Origin of the sequence: Pseudomonas trivialis (genome assembly GCF_036864995.1) — a bacterium.
In the GTDB taxonomy this organism is placed as follows: domain Bacteria; phylum Pseudomonadota; class Gammaproteobacteria; order Pseudomonadales; family Pseudomonadaceae; genus Aquipseudomonas; species Aquipseudomonas trivialis.
In genome coordinates, this window is the sequence record NZ_CP142151.1 from 4,440,193 (window position 1) to 4,459,511 (window position 19,319).

Annotated in this window: 17 protein-coding genes and 3 pseudogenes; 13 read left to right on the forward strand and 7 right to left on the reverse strand. The window is 58.9% G+C overall.

The features are described from left to right. The first annotated feature begins 192 nt into the window (after positions 1-192). Positions 193-522, forward strand: a complete 330-nt coding sequence (locus VRB54_RS19520) for a hypothetical protein (RefSeq protein WP_338478431.1) — start codon at positions 193-195, stop codon at positions 520-522. On the opposite strand, the gene VRB54_RS19525 is transcribed toward VRB54_RS19520, so the two are convergent. After that, positions 484-1,131, reverse strand: a complete 648-nt coding sequence (locus tag VRB54_RS19525; RefSeq protein WP_338478432.1) for a LysE/ArgO family amino acid transporter — start codon at positions 1,129-1,131, stop codon at positions 484-486. The two genes, VRB54_RS19520 and VRB54_RS19525, sit on opposite strands and share 39 nt — an antisense overlap. Before the next feature lie 22 nt (positions 1,132-1,153). After that, entirely contained in the window at positions 1,154-1,960 is an 807-nt protein-coding gene (locus VRB54_RS19530) for a 2OG-Fe(II) oxygenase (RefSeq protein ID WP_338478433.1), read from the reverse strand. A 229-nt stretch (positions 1,961-2,189) separates the two neighbouring features. Here VRB54_RS19530 and VRB54_RS19535 point away from each other — a divergent pair, with 229 nt between their 5' ends. Next, entirely contained in the window at positions 2,190-2,882 is a 693-nt protein-coding gene (locus VRB54_RS19535) for an NBR1-Ig-like domain-containing protein (protein ID WP_338478434.1), read from the forward strand. Between the two features lies 1 nt (position 2,883). Here the strand turns inward: VRB54_RS19535 and VRB54_RS19540 are convergent, their stop codons facing one another. Then, on the reverse strand, positions 2,884-3,519 hold the full coding sequence (locus tag VRB54_RS19540; RefSeq protein WP_338478435.1) for a LysE family translocator: 636 nt from the start codon (positions 3,517-3,519) through the stop codon (positions 2,884-2,886). A 154-nt stretch (positions 3,520-3,673) separates the two neighbouring features. Between VRB54_RS19540 and VRB54_RS19545 the strand changes: the two genes are divergently transcribed. The 4 genes and pseudogenes from VRB54_RS19545 (at position 3,674) to VRB54_RS19560 (ending at position 5,956) form a co-directional block, all read left to right on the forward strand. Then, complete coding sequence (locus VRB54_RS19545) at positions 3,674-4,045, forward strand: PH domain-containing protein (protein WP_338478436.1); 372 nt, start codon at positions 3,674-3,676, stop codon at positions 4,043-4,045. 326 nt (positions 4,046-4,371) lie between these two features. Then, positions 4,372-4,923 (forward strand): annotated as a pseudogene (locus VRB54_RS19550) (detoxification); the annotation flags it as partial. A 127-nt stretch (positions 4,924-5,050) separates the two neighbouring features. Next, positions 5,051-5,308: a colicin E3-like toxin immunity protein gene (locus tag VRB54_RS19555; protein WP_338478437.1), complete on the forward strand. Its 258-nt coding sequence runs from the start codon at positions 5,051-5,053 to the stop codon at positions 5,306-5,308. Positions 5,309-5,332: 24 nt separating this feature from the next. After that, on the forward strand, positions 5,333-5,956 hold the full coding sequence (locus VRB54_RS19560; RefSeq protein WP_338478438.1) for a DUF3916 domain-containing protein: 624 nt from the start codon (positions 5,333-5,335) through the stop codon (positions 5,954-5,956). Here VRB54_RS19560 and VRB54_RS19565 read toward each other — a convergent pair. The 3 genes and pseudogenes from VRB54_RS19565 to VRB54_RS19575 form a co-directional block, all read right to left on the reverse strand. After that, a pseudogene (locus VRB54_RS19565) lies at positions 5,953-6,446 on the reverse strand (sensor histidine kinase); the annotation flags it as partial. The gene VRB54_RS19560 and the pseudogene VRB54_RS19565 sit on opposite strands and share 4 nt — an antisense overlap. A 279-nt stretch (positions 6,447-6,725) precedes the next feature. After that, on the reverse strand, positions 6,726-8,597 hold the full coding sequence (locus VRB54_RS19570) for a hypothetical protein (RefSeq protein ID WP_338478439.1): 1,872 nt from the start codon (positions 8,595-8,597) through the stop codon (positions 6,726-6,728). A 42-nt stretch (positions 8,598-8,639) separates the two neighbouring features. Continuing rightward, on the reverse strand, positions 8,640-9,014 hold the full coding sequence (locus VRB54_RS19575; RefSeq protein ID WP_338478440.1) for a cytochrome c family protein: 375 nt from the start codon (positions 9,012-9,014) through the stop codon (positions 8,640-8,642). 204 nt (positions 9,015-9,218) lie between these two features. Between VRB54_RS19575 and VRB54_RS19580 the strand changes: the two genes are divergently transcribed. The 7 genes and pseudogenes from VRB54_RS19580 (at position 9,219) to VRB54_RS19610 (ending at position 17,980) form a co-directional block, all read left to right on the forward strand. Next, entirely contained in the window at positions 9,219-9,599 is a 381-nt protein-coding gene (locus VRB54_RS19580) for a response regulator (protein WP_338478441.1), read from the forward strand. Positions 9,600-9,794: 195 nt separating this feature from the next. After that, a complete protein-coding gene (locus VRB54_RS19585) occupies positions 9,795-10,409 on the forward strand; it encodes a biliverdin-producing heme oxygenase (protein ID WP_060550278.1) in 615 nt (204 codons plus the stop codon). Next, complete coding sequence (locus VRB54_RS19590; RefSeq protein ID WP_338478442.1) at positions 10,406-12,649, forward strand: ATP-binding protein; 2,244 nt, start codon at positions 10,406-10,408, stop codon at positions 12,647-12,649. The genes VRB54_RS19585 and VRB54_RS19590 overlap by 4 nt, the downstream gene beginning before the upstream one ends. Before the next feature lie 81 nt (positions 12,650-12,730). Beyond that, complete coding sequence (locus tag VRB54_RS19595) at positions 12,731-14,626, forward strand: alkaline phosphatase D family protein (RefSeq protein WP_338478443.1); 1,896 nt, start codon at positions 12,731-12,733, stop codon at positions 14,624-14,626. A gap of 195 nt (positions 14,627-14,821) precedes the next feature. Beyond that, positions 14,822-15,834: pseudogene (locus VRB54_RS19600) on the forward strand (sensor domain-containing diguanylate cyclase). A gap of 103 nt (positions 15,835-15,937) precedes the next feature. Beyond that, complete coding sequence (locus tag VRB54_RS19605) at positions 15,938-17,191, forward strand: 2-aminoadipate transaminase (protein WP_338478444.1); 1,254 nt, start codon at positions 15,938-15,940, stop codon at positions 17,189-17,191. An 84-nt stretch (positions 17,192-17,275) separates the two neighbouring features. Beyond that, positions 17,276-17,980, forward strand: a complete 705-nt coding sequence (locus tag VRB54_RS19610; RefSeq protein WP_338478445.1) for a hypothetical protein — start codon at positions 17,276-17,278, stop codon at positions 17,978-17,980. Positions 17,981-18,184: 204 nt separating this feature from the next. Here VRB54_RS19610 and VRB54_RS19615 read toward each other — a convergent pair whose 3' ends face one another. Next, positions 18,185-19,279, reverse strand: coding sequence for a pyridoxal phosphate-dependent aminotransferase (locus VRB54_RS19615; protein ID WP_338478446.1), 1,095 nt, complete (start codon positions 19,277-19,279; stop codon positions 18,185-18,187). Positions 19,280-19,319: the final 40 nt, after the last annotated feature.

The window sequence follows — 19,319 nt, forward strand, 5'->3', positions numbered from 1 at the left end:
AGCGCGAGTTAGCCCTGCACGCCGGCCCTCTGAGAGCCGGATGCATGGCGAGTTGGAGCATGGCTAATTAATATCGTTCCTTGGACTGCCCTTTGCGGGCGGGCGAGCCCCGTTGTACGGCGCCAGGGTCTTTTTTTTCAGACACAGAACAGTGATCATCGCCCTCCTCCACATAACCCAGGACCCAAAACCATGGAATTGACGCTGGAAGCGGTCGCGCTCTTTGCACTCAAGCTTGCGCACGAGACGGACGGCGGCAGCCCGGTTTTGCGGGATGATCTGGTGATGGATGGGTATGAGCGGGAGGTGTTTGGGCTACTGGTGCGCCAGGGGAATTTGGCCAGGATCCAGCTGAAGCTAAGCGAGTGCGTTGCTCAAGCGCTGAACGCACTGGGAGGTGCCGATACAGTGCTGGGGCGCGAACTTCAAAAGCTGGCCGCTGATGTGCATGACGCCAGTCACTTCGATGAACTGTCTGCGCCGCTAACCGTCCTCAAGGATTACTTGAAGGATATCCAGTGAGTCGCTAATCAACATGCCGGCCAGGTAAACCATCAATGCCGCCACGCCGGCGTCCAGCCAACGCCATACAAACGGCGAACGAAACAGCACCGTCAAGCGCTGACATCCCAGCGCCAGCAATACGAACCAGATCAATGATGCCGTCATGGCGCCTGTTGCGAACGACGCTTGTTGGGCGAGCGGTTTGGCTGCGCCGATGGAGCCGATCAGCACGACGGTGTCGAGCCAGGCGTAAGGGTTGGCCAAGCCTAGAATGATCGCTGTACGCAACAGCCCACGTTGCGAGTTGCCGCCTTGTGTGTCTGGCATCGACTGGTTGCGAATGCACGCCAGAAGGCGCTGGCCGCCGAACCACAGGAGATAGGCAGCGCCGGAGATCAGCAATAGCGCCAGCACTTTCGGCCGACTTCCCAATAGCGATCCCAGCCCCATTATTCCCAGAGCGATCAATAGGAAATCGGCCAGAACGCAAATGGCTACTACGCCCCATAGCGAGCCGCGGCTCACACCTTGGCGGATCACCAAGGTGTCTTTGGGGCCTGGGGCGGCGAACAATCCGATGCCCAATAGCAACCCTTCGAGATAGAAGACATTGAAGAGTGCAGCCATGGAGTGTCCAGTCCGCAGAGTTTTAAGGCAGTTGAATGGGATGATTGCCGAAACCGATATGGCGGGCATTTGCAGAGCCGTAGAGGTCCATAGGTTTGCGGCGGAAAAAGCTTTTGAGCAACTGTTTCGGGTTCGGATTGGCAAAGTAAATCAACGAACTTCTGGCCACCGGATAATGAGGTGCGAGCACAGCATGGTAGGCGGCAGGAATTGCATGATCGGAAAGCTCTGTCAACAAAGAGCCCGCCAGCACCGCAATCTCCCCCTCCAAAAGACGCACAGGTTCCAATGACGCGCCCTTCACCAAGACCAACCCTTCGCGATTAGGTTTGATGAACGACAACATATGACCATCTTCATGGGGGTCTTGAGCAAATTGACGCGTGCCATATTCTGTTTGAGCTCCGTAGACACAGAGCTGCATATAGGACGCCAAGCGAAAGGGAGCTAATGATGCAACTCCAAACTCCTCACATATCCCGTCCATCAGCTCCTGTGCCAACTCACTAATATGCCGCTCAAAACTGTCTATTGCTGTGAAGAAAGCACTTCGGGTGAACTCAGAATCCAGACGCTTCGGTGCATGCACTGGCCAGTAACAAAATCGCTCGCATAGATCGGGGTGGCCCTCAATACTTGAGTATTCAGCGCCGAGTGGGAAAAACCCGTCTGTGTCCTGGATAAAGGAAAATGATTCTTTGGTGGCCGGAGAAATGGCCGAATACCCATCAATGATTTTTCTGTAGTCCTGCAGCATCGCATCAGTTAATTGCAGGGTGCCAAAGCCTGATCGAGCAATGGATTCACAGCACGCTTTTATCTGAGTCATCGCTATATCCAAAGTTGATGTAAAGGAATGCAACACACACTGGGTTCGCAAGCATGCGAGAAACCGCGACACTGGATATAGCCAACCAAAAAGGGACCCATCCATGTCCGTCACAACACTGCCTACCGGTTCGGAGTGTGCATTACCCAATACCCGTGACGGCGAGCAGGTTGTCTTTTTTGGCGAACAAGATAATGACTTCACCAAGGACTGGAGACGATAAGCAAGCATGAGCATCAGAACCCGTGACTCTCTGCGAGCCTTGATCGTTCGACGCGGTCGTGAGCTGGGCAAATCCATGACAACGCTGGCAAAAGAGGCTGGCATTTCCAGAACCTATCTTTACGGCCTGGCCGGAGGCGCTTCGCAAGACCCCTCTGTTCGTACCTTGATCAAACTGGCCAAGGCGCTGCAAGTCTCTCCACTGCTGCTGTTCCGTTACTTTGCAGACCTGGCCGGCGCACCCGCCGACGCCAGCGCCATGGCCACCACCAATCGAGCCATAGGCTTGCACGACCCAAGCGATGTCGCCGTATTCAACGCAGATGTGACCACACCGGACCAAACCGTTGTCCTGCCCGGCGAGATCTTTCAAAAAACCTGGGAGATTCAAAACATCGGCACCCGCCCCTGGCGCGGCCGGAGGTTGGTGAGAGTAGACAACGAGTATGTCATCGCGCGCCGCGCCGCCACGGGCGCGGGGTTGGAGGTGGTGATGGACACCCACCTGCGCTGCCTGAACAGCGAAATCCCCATCGCCGACACACTGCCCGGCCAACCCGTGCAGCTCACCGTGGAATTCGGAGCACCCCGGGAGACCAGCACGGTCACCTCGATATGGCGGATTGAGGATGAATTCGGGCGCCCCTGCTTCGGACCTGCATTCATCCTGCATGTGATCGTCAATGTGATGGCTCGCTGATTTACTTGCGCCCCTCCACCACCATCCTCACCGCCAAGCCCATCAACACCGATCCCATCACCCAGCGTTGCACCACCTGCCACCCCGGCCGGGTGACGAAAAACACGGCAATCGAACCGGCCATGCAGGCAATCACCGCGTTGACGCTCACGCTGATAAAAATCTGTGTGAACCCCAGCACCAGGGACTGCGCAAGCACACTGTCATGGCCGTTCGGGTCTATGAACTGGGGCAGCAGCGACACATACATCACCGCTACCTTGGGATTGAGCAGGTTAGTGACCAGGCCCATGGTGAACAACTTTCGCGGGCTGTCCTGGGGCAAGTCGCGCACTTGGAACGGTGAACGCCCACCCGGTTTGAGCGCCTGCCAGGCCAGGTACATTAGGTACAACGCACCGCCAAGGCGCAACGCGTCGTAGGCAAAGGGAACGGCCATGAGCAACGCCGTGATCCCCAGCGCCGCGCACAGCATGTACACGACAAAACCCAACGCAACGCCACCCAGGGAAATCAGCCCGGCCATGCGCCCCTGGCAGATCGAGCGGGAAATGAGGTAAATCATGTTCGGCCCGGGCGTCAGCACCATGCCGAGTGAGATCAGGCCGTAGGCAAGCAAGCTGGACATATCGGGCATTGTTTGGCTCCTGGATTTTTGTTCTGCCGGCGTGGAATCCTTCGCCAGGGCCGCCATGGTAGAGCGTACAAATCCCGCGCGTCAGATACAGATCCACAAGCAAAACGCCATACACCGGCACCCGTTTGAAACACTACCCACCCAGGACAGGCAGATGATTGACTTCAACAACAAAGGTTTCTTCAAGCTCAAGCAAAACAACGAATACGCCGAACGCGTATCGGCGCTGCTGCTGGACGGCGAAGAAGTGGTCGACGCCTACAAGGCCATGCGCAACGGCGTGGTCTTCACCACCCAGCGCATCATTGCGGTGAACGTGCAGGGGATTACCGGCAGCAAGAAGGACTTCACCTCGTTGCCGTACAAAAACATTGTGGCGTACTCCGTGGAAACCTCCGGCACCTTCGATCTGGACTCGGAGCTGGAAATCTACTTTTCGTCGCTGGGCAAAGTGAAGTTTGAATTCACCGGCAAGACCTCCATCGTGGAAATCTCACGGTTGATTTCCAGGCACTTGCTCGGCTGATCAGCAGGCAGTATCTGCAAAACGCTGATCGAACGCATGAGCGCCGGCGGTTTCGTGGCGAGCGGGCTTGCCCCGCGTTGGGTTGCGCAGCAGCCCCAGTAAGAACGAATGCGGTATATCAGATACTCCGTGGAGTCGGGTTTTGGGGCTGCTTCGCAACCCAACGCGGGGCAAGCCCGCTCGCCACAGAGGCATTCGGCGGTGATAGAAAAGGCACCGACCGGGCATCAGTCCACTTTTCCCACGCTCAGCAGCGAACAAAGACGACATTCGCCTCTTTGCCTACCTCGTAGGCTCACTCCCTCGCACAAGGAAGTGAGCCCTTCATGTCAGAACGCTTTTACCCACCCACCGAAGAAGATTTACGCAAGCGACGGATCCTGACCCCGCAGCCATCGCGTGTGCCGTATTCGCCGTCTGTTGATTTTTTCGAGCCATCGCCTGCTCCAATACCCGAGCCAGCCAAACCTCCAGGCTGCGTTTTCATCAAGCCTTGCCAACTGCCTGACGGCGTCACTCATTACTTCAACCCGGCCGGGTATGTCCCGTTGGAGTTGATCAAGGAGTACGGCCATTTAAGCCTGCTGGGTGGACGTGAGGTGGACAGCCGGGGCGCAGTCGCCTTGCGCAAGATCAGCGGCAGCACATTGCCCGCGGGCTTGGGGCAGCTGGCATTGCGTTCGGCGGTTTGGGAGTCGGCGGCCACAGCCGTTGGGTCCGTCGCCGGAGGCCTGCTGACGGGTTTGGTGGCGCTGGCTTGGCCTTCGGCGCTAGGCGATAGCGCGCTATACAGCGAGGAGCAGTTGCGTTCGATGCAACGGGCGCGTTCACAGATGCGGTTGCATATCGAGCAACGTGAGGACGGCACGCTCAAAGGGGGATGGGTTTTACACAGTTTATCTAGCCAGTGATGGAAGCCATATAGGTGCGTTCAGCCACATAACGGGTGAGCAACTAAAAGGGCCGAAAAAAAACGAAATATCAAAAAATACCTGTGAGGGCAACATGGGACTAAAAGTGAGATTGGAATGGTTCGACAGAACCACAGAGCGGCTGTGCGGAATGGAGGACTCAGCGGATTTAGGAGACGACTATTCAGTAATTTCCGAGCTTGGGCTGTCGGTGAGAGAGGATATCAATAACGGCATGTTTGAGCTGCGTCTGGAGTGGCTGTCACTGATACAGACACGCTTCTCTCATGAAATTGCTCTTTCAGAAAACGACTACTTCATCGCGCTTGATTACGAAAACGCAAACGAATAACGCAGACTTAGAGAATTCAGCCTCATGCGCAGACTGTCACTGACAAACAAAAAACTCCGCAACATCCCCAGGCACCTCAGAGCCCTTACCCGGTGGGCAAATAGCTTCGAACGCTGCTTTTACGAAGAGTTACCGCCGCAACCCGACTACATAAACATAAAAATTCCGGTTATCGAAAATCTTGTTGAAGGTAAGCAAACCACACCGGAAATTCTGGCGCATTGTGCTCAACAGTTGATCAAGGTTGCAGGTCACTTGCTTGAAGCACGATCAGGCGATGACCCTGAGTGCTGGGTCGTCGCCGGCATCATGGTCCCAGACATGTTCTCAAGCCGAGTCTGTGTCTACACCGACAAAGCCCGCTATCTCGGCCACACTCAACCCTTCGACTACGAGTACTTCCGTCAAACCCGCATTACCGGCCGAAGCCTCGTCAGCGAATGGGGCTTGACCCTGCCGCCGGGCCTCCACGAAGTTGGTTTTTACTTCACTCATGAGGATGAAGAGGGAAACACCTTTGAATCTGAACATTGGTACTTCGGCGAAGTCAGCACAACCGATGAAGCCTCTGGTGGAGAGCGCTGGAAGTATCAAACCTTTAAATCCTTCCAAGCGCAGCATCCGCATTTGTTCGGTCCGTCCAACTAACTTGCCTTGACCTCACCGCGCGCCACCTCAATCAACACCCGATTCGCCGGCTCCGAAATATCAAACACCAACCGCGCGCACAAGCTGCCCTGCCCCCGGTTGTGCAACGCCAGGCGGCAGCCGATTTTGCTGGCGATCATTTCCACTATCGCCAACCCGAGCCCGGCACCATTGGCATTGCCACGGCTGTAAAAGCGTTCGGACAGGCGCTCTATTTCGGCTTCTTCAATGCCCGGCCCTGGTCTTGTACGCTCAGGCAGTGGGTACCTATCACCACTTTTACTTCGCTTCCCGGCGGGGAAAAGTTGAGGGCGTTGGTCACCAGGTGCTGCAGGGCAATGGCCAGCGCTATCGGTTCGGTTTCTACCCAGCAATCCTCGTTGTCTTCCAGCACCAGTTCCTCACCCTTTTCCATCGCCAACGGCGCCAGCTCAGCCAGCTCTTCGCGTACCAGCTCGGTGAGTTGCACTCGGTGGCAAACCGGGTTGAGTTTCAACGCTTGCAGGCGCTCACGTGTGGGCTGCATGAAAGCGCGCGGTTGATGCTGTTCAGAAATGTACGCGAACAACCTTAAGCGACCATCGACGCCAACGTCCTCAGTCGTACATTTTTTCCAGACGCCCACCTGACACCGAATTGGCCGCGGCCAGGTACTCGTCGAATGAAATGTCTGACAGCGTGTAAAACAGACTGCGTACGGGCGGCAAATCACTGCCGGGTATCGGATGGTTATGCAGGCGGGGTTTGACCAGGGCGCGGAGGATCTTGATCAGCGCCGGGTCAGCGGCATACGCGGCGAAACCGCGCTGTGCTTGCTCGAGATCGCTGTACAGCGAAAACCCATATGATGGTCGACATCCGAACCGGGCTGCCCGCCAAAACGGGCCTGTGCATCCTTGAGGAAGTGCTTGAGCAGGTGCACATCCAACACCGGCACATCATTGCATGGGAAACCTGCATGGTATTGACCACTGACAATCACCAGCGGCATCACCACTACCTCAGGCAAGGTCAGAAGCTGCGGAAAATACTGGCTGCAAAAGTCCTTCAAGCCGGCTTTGACATGACGCGTTTTCTTAAGCGCCTGATTGGCTTTGCGAGCAATACCGTTTTTGTCATTCAGATCATTGTGATAGTCCAACGGGGTAATCGGTGCTCTTCGGCTCCTGAGTTCACAGACCACCAACAGGTTGCCGAACGAAAAAACCAGATCGATTTCCTCGGCAACACTTGCACACTTGAACTCGACCGCGCCCAACCAGTTCAGGTTGGTGAGTATCCTGTTTGAAGCGCGGCACTCTTCCAGAACCCCAAGAAGGTATCGCTCGAACAACTTTCCTCGGCGTTTCGGGTCGGGGTCGATCTCCTGGAACCAGATATCAAAGTTTCTCGGAATGCTGGCCGTTAATAGCGCGGCCACCGGGATCAAAAAGTCATCATCCACCTTGATCAACGGCCTCGACCAAAGGTCGTGTTGTAGGCTTTTCGCCTCGTAAGTCAGCACCTCGACCACCGCGTTCATCTGTTGGCGATCAAGCCCCATGCACTCGGTCAGCCTGGCAACCAACACTTCTTGGGAAACCCGTGGGCATAACGTCAGAAGGCTGTCCCAATCCGTCGGGTCCGGCTTATTTTCGTCGCGCTCCTTGAGGTTTGCGGCAAATACGGACAAATGAAGCCAGGTCAACAGCAGGTGCCTGCACTCAGGCGAAGTATCGCGTGAGCGCTGCGCCGCTTCGAACAACGGAAGCAAATAACCGTCGAGCATGTAATAGGGGACCATCCGCGCATAAAGCGCGGCTTTTTTCACGTTTTCGCTTAGATCAGACCACGGCACCAGCGACAGCCCGCCCTCTTCATCGCATTGGATATACCGCATGCCCGCCAGAAACTGGGTGATGATTGCGTGGAATCGCCTGAAGTCGCTGGCTATGTACAGCCCGGCAGCGCCGTTACCATGGTCGCGTCGATACTCATAAACGGCCTTGATCAAATCCGCCTTCTGGGAAGTGGATGAAAGCACTACGCCATTTTTATCCGCACAAAACTCCATGCCACCATAGAGCAACTCCTGCCAGATCCTCTTGAAACTGTGAGTCATCTGGACGAGCACGTTCTCGTTGAAAAAAAAGTCCATGGCACTCAAGGAATGCGGGCAGCCGTCAGGGTACAGAGCACGCAAGTCATTGCGGTTCTGGTAGAGATCCCAGATTGGGCCGCAGAGGGAGTCAAGCCGGTGCATGTTGAGCTTTTCGGGCTGCATCCCGAGTTCGCTGTTGGTCAACAGAGACCGATAGGACAATATCTCTTCCAGAGAAGCTGCAGGATTAGCCTCCATCACCCGGCGCTGCTCGGACGACATTGCGTAAAAAAAATGATTGGCTGCGGCGACATGTGCGCCAATCAGCGCGTCGTACGTCAATGCCCGGTCTGCATTGAAAGAGAATTGAACCCGCGCAAGCTTCACATAATTAAAGAGGTTATTGAGCCACACAGCGCCATTGAGAAAGCCTCGCTCCACTTCCTGCCCATTGCGTAACTGTTCGTATTTTTCGACCCAGTCCGTTACGACAAACTTATCGAGTTTCGCAGGGTGTGCGAGACCGTGACTGCGGGCTAACTTGAGGAGAGGCCGTTCCATCAGAATTCCTTGAGCAGGTTGCATCAACGCCGTTTTCCGTGACTACTTGGGTTGGAATGTTTCGAGGTACGACAGAAGATTTTCAATCTTCTCCCGATCACTGATCCCCCAGAAAATCATGCGCGTCCCGCTCACCACCGCTTTCGGGTCTTCGATATAGGCAGCAAGCTTGTCCCGCGTCCAGACCACACCCGAATTCTTCATCGCGTCGGAATACTGGTAATCCGTGGTAGTACCGGCAGGCCTGCCGATGATGCCGTTCAGCTCAGGTCCAAACCCACCCCGCGCGCCTTCGCCGACGCTGTGGCACCCGCCGCAGGTTTTGGCGAAGAGCTTGCCGCCTGCTTCGGCATCGCCGGCGGCAAAGGCTGAAGGGGCATTCAGGAAAAGGGCTAGAGCGATCAACGCATATTTCATGGCGACTCCACATCGGCGGTTACCGGCAATTATGCCCCATGCCCGTTCTCACTGCCTGTGGGTCGATGCGGATGCCGCCTCTGCCCGCCAGCACGCAATCCAGACCCTCCAACCGACCACCCATCGTTTAAAAAACATCCAATCGAACCTAATCGGCCCCTGCCCACTCCACCTTACTGAACCCCTGATGGTGGAGTAAGGATCATGGCTCAGCCATCGATTTTGGTATTGGAAGACGACGAAATCATTCGGGCGTTGATGGTGGATGTGCTGGAAGATTTCGGCGCTGTGGTGACGTCGTTTCCTTCGGCGGATGAAGGCATGATTTACCTTGAGCGGGGCGACGATCCGGTCGACCTGATTGTCAGTGACGTGCAGATGCCCGGTTTGCTCAACGGCTACGACTTGAGCCGCGTGGTCGCGCATCGCTGGCCCGAGGTGCAGGTGCTGTTGACCTCCGGCAATACCAGGATCGCCGAGGAACTGGGCGGTTCGGTGCGCTTCCTGCCCAAACCCTGGAGCACCAGTCACCTGATTGAATGTGTGCAAACGGCATTGACTCAGCAAGGTGCTTCGATGCATTGATAGCGTCGCGACATCACTCAAACCGAACTTCAATCCAGGTATTGCGGTCACTTAGTCGGCAAGGAGCGACTTTTCTGATCCGCCTGTCAGGCTTTTCGCCTTATGCGTACAGCTAACGGCAATGACTTGTGTAGAATCGTCGCCCATTTTCACGCGTCATTCATGGCCGACAGGCCCACAGTTCGAGCTTACTGAATGCACTCACAGGCCCATGACGTTGGTGCGCCACCTCTGCTGGAAGCGCTGCGCACGGGCACTGGCCTGCTGCACGTCGCACTGGAAAAACGTATGCCGTTTTTTTCCGAGCGCCTGGATGCCCAGTGGTATCGACGTCTGCTGCAGGCGTACTTCGGCTTTTATGCGCCGATTGAAGCAGCGCTGCACGATAGCGGCTTGATCCCCGAGGGTTTTGACACATCGTTGCGTGAGAAAACGCCGACATTGATCAGTGACCTTCACGCCCTCGGCCTGAACGACGCCGCCATCAGCGCCCTGCCCCGCTGGACCGATCTCCCGACTTTCGACACCCCCGCAGCCTGCCTCGGTGCCCTGTATGTGCTGGAAGGCGCGACCCTCGGCGGCCAGGTATTGCGTCGGGAGATGGCTCAACGCCTGGGCGTGGATGCCGACAACGGTGGCGCATTTCTTGATGTATATGGCGCCGAGACCGGACGGCGCTGGAAAACATTTCTTGATTACCTGGACCGGCAGACACTGGACGCGGCTGACAAACAACGCGCCGTGATCGCTGCCCGTTCAACATTCAGCGGCTTTGAGCAATGGCTCGACCGCCAGGAGGTACTGCTATGAAAACCGAAGATTTCGAAGAGCTGCTTGCCAACTGTGCCGACGAGCCCATTCGCTTTCCCGGGGCGATTCAGCCCCACGGCGTGCTGCTGACGCTGTCGGAGCCCGACCTGAACATCATCCAGGTCAGTGCCAACGTCGGCACCCTGTTCGGCCATGCGCCCGAGTCGCTGCTGGGCCAGCCGCTGCATACGCTGATCGGCGCCGAGCATGCCGAGGCGGTGCACAGCATGGCCGCGCATAATACGTTTTTCGACGCGCCGCCTCTGCATGTCAGCCTCAATGGTGCGCAGTTCGAAGGCTTGCTGCATCGCCATCAGCGCGTGCTGGTGCTGGAATTCGAGCCACGGCTTGAGGATTTCAAACCACGGGCGCTCGAGGGTCGCACCAGTAACCTGGGCAAGATGCTGCAACGCCTGCAATCGGCGAAAACCCTGCAGGCGCTGTACGAAATCAGCGTGACCGAAATCCAGGCCATGACCGGTTACGACCGCGTGCTGATCTACCGTTTCGAAGAGGAGGGCCACGGCCAGGTGATCGCCGAAGCGTCCGCGCCGTCCATGGAGCTGTTCAACGGGCTGTTCTTCCCCGCGTCCGACATCCCCGAGCAAGCCCGCGAGCTGTACCGCACCAACTGGCTGCGCATTATCCCCAATGCAGCCTACGAACCGGTGCCGCTACTGCCCAAGCTGCGCCCCGACATCGACCAGCCGCTTGACTTGAGCTTCGCCACCTTGCGCAGCGTGTCGCCGATTCACTGCCAGTACATGCAGAACATGGGCGTGCTGTCGTCCATGAGCATTTCGCTGATGAAGGGTGACAAGCTCTGGGGCCTGATCAGTTGCGGCAACCGGGAGCCGCTGTTGGTGCCGCACGAGTTGCGTAGCGCCTGCCAGACCATCGGCCAGGTGCTGTCGTTGCAGATCAGCGCCATGGAAGCCCTGGACCTGGGCCGCCAACGCGAAGAAAAAGTCGACGCCCTGGCCTTGCTGGATCAGGCGATGAAAGCGTCGGAGAACAATGTGTTCGATGGCCTCGCCCAGCGCGGCCAACTGCTGATGGACCTGACCTTGTCCGGCGGGGTGGCGATCATCGAAGACAAGCAACTGCACCGTTACGGCAACTGCCCGGAGCCAGCGCAGATCCGAGCGTTGCACCGCTGGCTGCAACAGAACGGCGAGCCGGTGTTCGCCAGCCACAACCTGGCGGCGCTGTACCCGCCGGCAGTCGATTTCCAGCAAGTGGCCAGCGGCGTGCTCGCCATGAGCCTGCCCAAGCCTGTCGACAACGGTGTGCTGTGGTTCCGACCGGAGGTGAAGGAAAACATCAGTTGGAGCGGCGACCCGAGCAAGCCACTCAACCTGGAAAGCTCCGACGCCGGCATGCGCCTTCGCCCACGCACCTCGTTTGAAATCTGGAAAGTGGAGATGGCCGGCATCTCCACCAAATGGAGCCACGGCGACCTGTTCGCCGCCAATGACCTGCGCCGCTCGGCCCTGGAAAACGACTTGTCACGTCAGGTGCTGCGCGAGCAACAGGCGGTGCGTGCGCGTGACGAGCTGGTGGCGGTGGTGTCACACGACCTGCGCAACCCGATGACCGTCATCTCGATGCTCTGCGGCATGATGCAGAAGGCATTCAGCTCCGATGGCCCACACACGTCGCGGCGGATTTCCTCGGCGATCGACACCATGCAACAGGCGGCGGCGCGCATGAATGTGCTGCTGGAAGACTTGCTCGACACGTCGAAAATCGAGGCCGGCCGCTACGTGGTCAAGCCGGTGCCGCTGGATGTGAGCCAGATGTTCGAAGAGGCGTATTCACTGCTGGCGCCGCTGGCGATGGAGAAAGGCATCGACCTGTCGTTCAACACCGAGCCCGGCCTGCTGATCAATGCTGACCCGGAGCGCCTGTTCCAGGTGCTGTCGAACCTGATCGGCAATGCCATCAAGTTCACCCCGCGCCAGGGCAACATCGGGATCAGCGCCATGAGCAACGGCGAGGAGATTGTGTTTTCGGTACGCGACTCGGGTGAAGGCATTGCCCCGGACCAACTGCCCTATGTGTTCGATCGCTACTGGACCCAGGCTGAAAACAACCCCACCGGTAGCGGGCTTGGCCTGTATATCACCCAAGGCATCGTCCAGGCCCACGGCGGCAAAATTGTTGCCGAAAGTGAGCTGGGACGCGGCAGTGAGTTCCGCTTCACGGTGCCCAGGGTCACAGGCGACGCCCGCAACTGATCCGCAGGCAAACAGGGCGCCATAATCGACATGGCCTGCGTTATCCTGCGGGCCTGTTCCTCACTGTGAGTCGCCCGTTTCATGCCCGAGCAGTCGTCGCTACCCTCCGTCCTCGCCGGCCCCTTGCTGCGCCGCCTGGAACCCCAGCGCCTGGTGCTGTGGCTCGTGGCCAGCCGCGAGCTGACGCTTGTGTTGAGGCTGCGATTGCCCGATACATCCCTGGACATCGACCTTGATGCGCATTGTCAGGTGGTGCCCGTCGGCCGTCATGCGTTTATCCACCTGATCGACGTGCCGATGGCTGACGCCCTGCCGCAAGATGTGAGCATCGGTTACGACCTGCTGGTAAACACCAGTCCCATGGCGGAGTGGGCGCCGCATCTGCTGTACGCAGGCAACGAATGCCCAAGCTTTGTGCTGCACAGCCGCATCCATCAGTTGCTGCATGGCTCCTGCCGCAAACCTCACCACAGCGCCGACGAGGGCTTGTTGTGCGCCGACCGTCTGCTGGCGAGCGCCCATACTCCCGCCGAACGCCCGGCCTTGCTGATGATGAGCGGCGACCAGGTGTATGCCGATGATGTCGCCGGGCCGATGCTCAGGGCGATTCATGCGCTGATCGAACGCCTGGGTCTGTTCGACGAGCACCTGGAGGGCGCGGTGGTGGACGACAGCGCCAACCTCTACGGGCACCAAGCCAGCTACTACCATCGTGCCGACCTGCTGCCGGCGCTGGACAGCAACCAGACCCTGCGCGAGCGCTTCTTCGGCGGCACCAAAAAGCCGATTTTTACCAGCAGCACCGCCGACAATCACCTGGTGACCTTCGCCGAGGTGGTGGCGATGTACCTGCTGGTGTGGTCGCCTACGCCCTGGAGCCTGATCACTCCTGCACCGCCGCCGTTGCACGCCGACGAACAAGCGCGCTACGCCCGCGAACAGGTGCAGATCGATCAGTTCCGCCAAGGGCTGCCCGGCGTTGCCCGAGTGCTGGCGCACCTTTCGACGCTGATGATCTTTGACGATCACGACATCACCGACGACTGGAACCTCAGCGCGCAATGGGAAGAAACCGCCTATGGCCATCCTTTCTCCAAACGCATCATCGGCAACGCGCTGCTCGCCTATATGCTCTGCCAGGGCTGGGGCAACCAGCCGCAGGTATTTGGCGAACTGGTTGAGCAAACCCAGGCACTCGCCAGCCACGCGCACAACAATCACCTGAACTCCGCCGCGCAGGATGCGTTGATCGACACACTGTTGAAGTTTCAGCAATGGCACTACGTGCTGCCCACCACCCCGGCCCTGCTGGTGTTGGACACACGCACCCGGCGCTGGCGCAGCGAGTTCACGCTCAAGCAACCTTCCGGCCTGCTGGACTGGGAAGCCTTGTGTGAACTGCAGCAGGCGCTGCTGGACCATCCTTCAGCGATCATCGTTTCCCCTGCGCCAGTATTCGGCGTCAAGCTGATCGAGACGGTGCAAAAGGTCTTCAGCTGGTGCGGTTACCCGCTGCTGGTGGACGCTGAAAACTGGATGGCCCATCGCGGCGCGGCCCAGGTGATCCTCAATATCTTCCGCCACTCCCGCACGCCGGGTAACTACGTGATCCTCTCCGGTGACGTGCACTACTCGTTCGTCTACCAGGTGCTGATTCGCCACCGCAACGGCGGCCCCAGGCTCTGGCAGATCACCAGCAGCGGCATCAAGAACCAGTTCCCCCCGCGTTTGCTGGAGTGGTTCGACCGCCTCAACCGCTGGCTCTACTCACCACGCTCCCCACTCAACTGGTTCACTCGTCGGCGCACCATGCAGGTGGTACCGCACATCCCGGAACATGCCGAAGCCGGGGAACGGCTGTGGAACTCGGCGGGCATCGGCCAGGTGTTTTTCAACGTGCAAGGCCAGCCGGAGGCGATCTACCAGCACAACGCGGATGGGAAGCCTCGGACGAGAATGCTGGAGCCACTGTTATAGGCGCCAGGATGCGCACTACCCTCACCGAGTAGACGTGCATTCACACCAAATCAGTAGCCAGTCGCCATCCCACTAAAGCAGCACACTCTTCCTATTCAAACCCCACAGCCCCCCATGTAAAGTAAGACCCGCCACGGAGTATCGGCGCCAACACACACTGGCCTTGGGACCAGCACACGCGAGGGAAGCGCGCAGATGGACGATACATCCGGCAATAAGCCGTTGGGCAATGACTTTTCCGATCTCAACGCCGACATGCTGCATGCCGTCATGGAGTTGGTCAGCGACGGGATATGGGATTGGAACGCCAACACCGGCTTCGTCTACCGCAACCCCGGCTGGTACGAGATGCTCGGTTACCCCCGCCACTCCCTGGAAAACAATGTGTTCACCTGGGAGAACGTCATCCACCCGGATGATTACCCCGGCGTGATGGTTGTTTTCGATGACTACATCAACCAGCGCGCGCCCCATTACCAGGCCGAATATCGCTGTCGAAAAAAGACGGCAGCTACCTGTGGATCGAAGACCGGGGCTATGTGATTGCGCGCAACCCCGACGGCTCGTTAGGGCGCATGGTCGGTGCTCACCGTGACATTCATTCGCGCAAAAATTCCATCGAACAACTGCAAAAGCGCAACCAGTCTCTTGAAGCACTGGTAGCCGAACGCACCCGTGAACTGTCGCGGGTCAATCAACAGCTGCTGCTGCAACTCGACGAGAACCGCATCCTCGCCGAACAGGACGCTCTGACGCGCATCGCCAACCGCTATCGCCTGGAGAAAGTCCTGCTGGAAGAATGCGAACGCGCCGAGCGTTTTCGCCTGCCGCTGACGCTGGTGTCCATGGACATTGACGACTTCAAACTGATCAATGACCGGCACGGTCACGGCGTGGGCGACGAGATCCTGCTGCGGGTGGCCGAGGGATTGAACGCGTGCATGCGCACTGGCGATCTGCCGGCCCGCTGGGGTGGCGATGAGTTCATGGTGGTGCTGCCCAAAACGACGCTGGATGCGGCAAAACGGGTGGCCGAATATATTCGTCAACACATCGCGCAATTGCCCACCCTGCACGACGTTCGCGTGACCTTGAGCCTGGGCGTGGCACATCGTCATCCGGGTGAGTCGGCGGCCGCGTTGATGAGGCGCGCCGATCAGGCGTTGTACCGGGCCAAGGCGGCGGGCAAGAACAGGGTTTCGGAGTAGATCGCGACTTTTATTAATGACCCGGCGACTTTATTTCGTTTGCGGCAAGGGTACACGGGCAGCTTAGATAAAAAGACGCCCGCCACCGCCGAGTCCAGGATTCATGAGCCACGATCCGATCAGCCAGTCGATTTCCATCGTTCATCCCATCAGCCTCAGCCACGGTAAAAACGCCGAAGTCTGGGACACGGCCGGCAAACGCTATATCGATTTCGTCGGTGGCATCGGGGTGCTCAACCTTGGCCACTGTCACCCCGCTGTGGTCGAGGCAATACGCGAGCAGGCCACCCGGCTGACCCACTACGCCTTCAACGCCGCGCCGCATACGCCCTATATCGAACTGATGGAGCGCCTGACTGCATTTATCCCGGTGAGCTATCCGGTCAGCGGCATGCTCACCAACAGCGGCGCGGAAGCGGCGGAAAACGCCTTGAAGATCGTACGGGGCGCCACTGGCCGTACCGCTGTGATCGCCTTCGACGGTGCGTTCCACGGCCGTACCCTGGCCACCCTCAACCTTAACGGCAAGGTCGCGCCCTACAAGCAAAAGGTCGGCGTATTGCCCGGTCCGGTGTATCACCTGCCCTATCCGAGTGCCGATAACGGCGTGACTTGCGCCGAAGCGCTGAAGGCCATGGACCGCCTGTTCAGCGTGGAGATCGACGTCAGCGATATCGCCTGTTTCATCATTGAGCCGGTACAGGGCGAGGGCGGCTTCCTGGCCCTGGATATCGAGTTCGCCCAGGCACTTCGCCGTTTCTGCGACGCCAAAAACATCCTGCTGATCGCCGATGAAATCCAGTCCGGTTTCGGCCGTACCGGGCAGCGCTTTGCTTTCTCACGCCTGGGTATCGAACCGGACCTCATTCTGCTTGGCAAAAGCATCGCCGGCGGCGTTCCGCTCGGTGCCGTGGTGGGCCGCAAGGCGCTGATGGACAACCTGCCCAAAGGCGGCCTGGGCGGCACTTATTCGGGCAATCCCATCGCCTGCGCAGCGGCACTGGCCACCCTCGACGTGATGACAGATGACCATTTGCAGCGCTGGGGAATGCAGCAGGGGGCCGCGATCGTCAGCCGTTATGAAACCTGGCGGGCCCGACACCTGTCGCCCTGCCTGGGACGCCTTACCGGCGTCGGCGCCATGCGCGGCATCGAGCTGACTAACGCCGACGGCACCCCGGCCTCCAGGCAACTGACCCAGTTGCTGGGCCTGGCGCGAGACGCCGGTTTGCTGCTGATGCCCAGCGGCAAGTCGCGGCACATCATCCGCTTGCTGGCACCGCTGACCATCGAGCCTGAGGTGCTGGAGGAGGGCCTGGATATTCTGCAAACGTGTCTTGCGCAACTGGACGAGTAGCACGCATGCGCCTTGACCTCACCCCCTCCCCCTGAAAATGCCCGACGCTTTTTTGTCTCCGTTTACTGAAGTAGTGAAATTTCAATGCCTGATTCCCACCTCGAAGAATCCGTAGCCACCTTGCACGCCAAGGCTGAATACGAAAACGCCATCAATCTTTCACAGCATGTGCCAGCGGCCAAGATCATCAGCGAGATGGTGCTGGACGCGTTTCACACCTCAAAGGAAAGCGACCAGATCCGCGAGTTGCGTGTGGCCATCCGCCAGGCTCACGACGCCTTCGACGATGACAAGGCCTATGACCTGATGGGCCGGCTCAAGCAACTCAAGGACGCTGAAGCGGCCGACAACCTCGCCCTGGAAGACCTGAGCAGCAAGTTCTCGATCAGCCGCATCCTGTCCAGCTTCAAGGACGACCCCGAGTTTCAGGAGCTGGTGTACGGCCTGGCCCTCAAGGTGCTGAATCAATCGCACCAGGCCATCAGCAACCCGAGCGCCGGCAAGAGCAAGGCCGCGCGTAGCAAAAAAGACGCTGAAGTGTTCGTGATCAGCAAGGATGGCGTCAGCGTCACCCTGCCACTGCGCACGCCGCGCTCCAGGCTCAATGTCGACCGTGAGGCATTCGAGTTCCTGGGGTTCAGCTTCGTGGGTGAAGGCGACGAAGCCGAGCTGGAAGTCGAGAGCTTTGTGGATAACTCAGGCGCCGAACAACCGCTGAACCGCAAAAGCGTAATCACCGCGCTGCAGCAGCAGACGGCGTTCGCCGGTTACAGCATCGCCCAGCAGTAAATATGCGAGGGAGCTGTTGTGGCGAGCGGGCTTGCCCCGCGTTGGGGCGCGAAGCGCCCCCAATTGAACAAAATGCTGTGTACCTGACACTACGCAGAGCCTGGTTTTGGGGCTGCTGCGCAGCCCAACGCGGGGCAAGCCCGCTCGCCACATGAAGCTCGCTCGCCACAACAAGCCCGCTTGCCACATTGAGTCTGTGGCGTCTCAACTGACCCGTTTGACCTGCGCTGCGAATACCTCGCGAAAACGCGCCATCTCCTGCTTGTTACCCACCGTCACGCGCATCCACTGCGGCCAGTTTCTCCACACCCGCCCAACCAGCACGTGATGGGCTGCCAGCCGTTCAACCACCTGCTGCGCCGGTTGCTTCACGTCGACCATGAAACAGTTGCTCTGCGACGCCGTGCAGGTGAACCCGCGCGCCTTCAGCCAGGCGATGGTCTCATCCCGCGCCCGGGCATTGAGGGCCTTGCGCTGCGGCAGCAGTTTGATGTCTTCCAGACTGGCCTGCGCGCCCAGCAGGCTTGCGCCCGCCGGAACGTTATCGCCGCCGAACACCGCCAGCCGTTCCAGCAGCGCCGGATGCCCGATCGCCAGACCCACCCGCGCGCCGGCCATGCCGTAGATTTTCGAGAAGGTACGCAGCACCAGCAGGTCGTCGTGGTTGTTCACCCACCCCACAACACTTGGAGCGTCGCAGAAATCGATGTAGGCCTCGTCCACCACCAGCACGCTGCCCTTGGGTTTGTTCGCCAGCGCATGGCGGATCGCTTCGGTAGGCGTGAGGGTGCCGGTGGGGTTGTTGGGATTGCACAGGTACAGCATGCCCGCCTGTGGGTCGGCGGCAAGCATGGCGGGTATGTCGTGGGCGTGGTCGGCGTTCAGGCTCACCTCATGCACGGCAGCACGCCACGCCTGCGCAGACTGGTGCGGGACTTCGTAGGACGGTGTGGCCATCACCAGGCCACGGGTGGCGCTGGTAAATGCCAGGACGGCATAGCGCAGGGCGGCCATGGAGCCGGCAAACACGGCCACCTGTTCTTCGGCGATGCCCTGCTGCTGGGCGAACAACGCGGCCAGCGCGTACATGTGCGGATAGGGATAACGCCCCGCCGCTGTAATAGCGCGCTGCATCGCATCGCGGGCGGCACCTGCGGGGCCGTAGGGGCTTTCGTTGTAGTTGAGCCGCAAGACGTCAGCCGTTGCCGGCGCGGGACTGGCGTGCGCCCAGTTCAGATGCCCCAGCACCGGCAACGCGGCGCCAAAGGCGAGAAGGGAACGACGACTGACGCTGACCATGGTGTCTACTCCTTGTAGGCGAGTGCTGAATGCTCACTGT

Coding starts and splice junctions, on each gene's coding strand:
- VRB54_RS19585 (WP_060550278.1), top strand. CDS start 9,795: ATGCACTCACAGGCCCATGACGTTGGTGCGCCACCTCTGCTGGAAGCG.
- VRB54_RS19615 (WP_338478446.1), bottom strand. CDS start 19,279: ATGGTCAGCGTCAGTCGTCGTTCCCTTCTCGCCTTTGGCGCCGCGTTG.
- VRB54_RS19590 (WP_338478442.1), top strand. CDS start 10,406: ATGAAAACCGAAGATTTCGAAGAGCTGCTTGCCAACTGTGCCGACGAG.
- VRB54_RS19540 (WP_338478435.1), bottom strand. CDS start 3,519: ATGCCCGATATGTCCAGCTTGCTTGCCTACGGCCTGATCTCACTCGGC.
- VRB54_RS19580 (WP_338478441.1), top strand. CDS start 9,219: ATGGCTCAGCCATCGATTTTGGTATTGGAAGACGACGAAATCATTCGG.
- VRB54_RS19595 (WP_338478443.1), top strand. CDS start 12,731: ATGCCCGAGCAGTCGTCGCTACCCTCCGTCCTCGCCGGCCCCTTGCTG.
- VRB54_RS19535 (WP_338478434.1), top strand. CDS start 2,190: ATGAGCATCAGAACCCGTGACTCTCTGCGAGCCTTGATCGTTCGACGC.
- VRB54_RS19605 (WP_338478444.1), top strand. CDS start 15,938: ATGAGCCACGATCCGATCAGCCAGTCGATTTCCATCGTTCATCCCATC.
- VRB54_RS19520 (WP_338478431.1), top strand. CDS start 193: ATGGAATTGACGCTGGAAGCGGTCGCGCTCTTTGCACTCAAGCTTGCG.
- VRB54_RS19530 (WP_338478433.1), bottom strand. CDS start 1,960: ATGACTCAGATAAAAGCGTGCTGTGAATCCATTGCTCGATCAGGCTTT.
- VRB54_RS19545 (WP_338478436.1), top strand. CDS start 3,674: ATGATTGACTTCAACAACAAAGGTTTCTTCAAGCTCAAGCAAAACAAC.
- VRB54_RS19610 (WP_338478445.1), top strand. CDS start 17,276: ATGCCTGATTCCCACCTCGAAGAATCCGTAGCCACCTTGCACGCCAAG.
- VRB54_RS19560 (WP_338478438.1), top strand. CDS start 5,333: ATGCGCAGACTGTCACTGACAAACAAAAAACTCCGCAACATCCCCAGG.
- VRB54_RS19555 (WP_338478437.1), top strand. CDS start 5,051: ATGGGACTAAAAGTGAGATTGGAATGGTTCGACAGAACCACAGAGCGG.
- VRB54_RS19570 (WP_338478439.1), bottom strand. CDS start 8,597: ATGGAACGGCCTCTCCTCAAGTTAGCCCGCAGTCACGGTCTCGCACAC.
- VRB54_RS19575 (WP_338478440.1), bottom strand. CDS start 9,014: ATGAAATATGCGTTGATCGCTCTAGCCCTTTTCCTGAATGCCCCTTCA.
- VRB54_RS19525 (WP_338478432.1), bottom strand. CDS start 1,131: ATGGCTGCACTCTTCAATGTCTTCTATCTCGAAGGGTTGCTATTGGGC.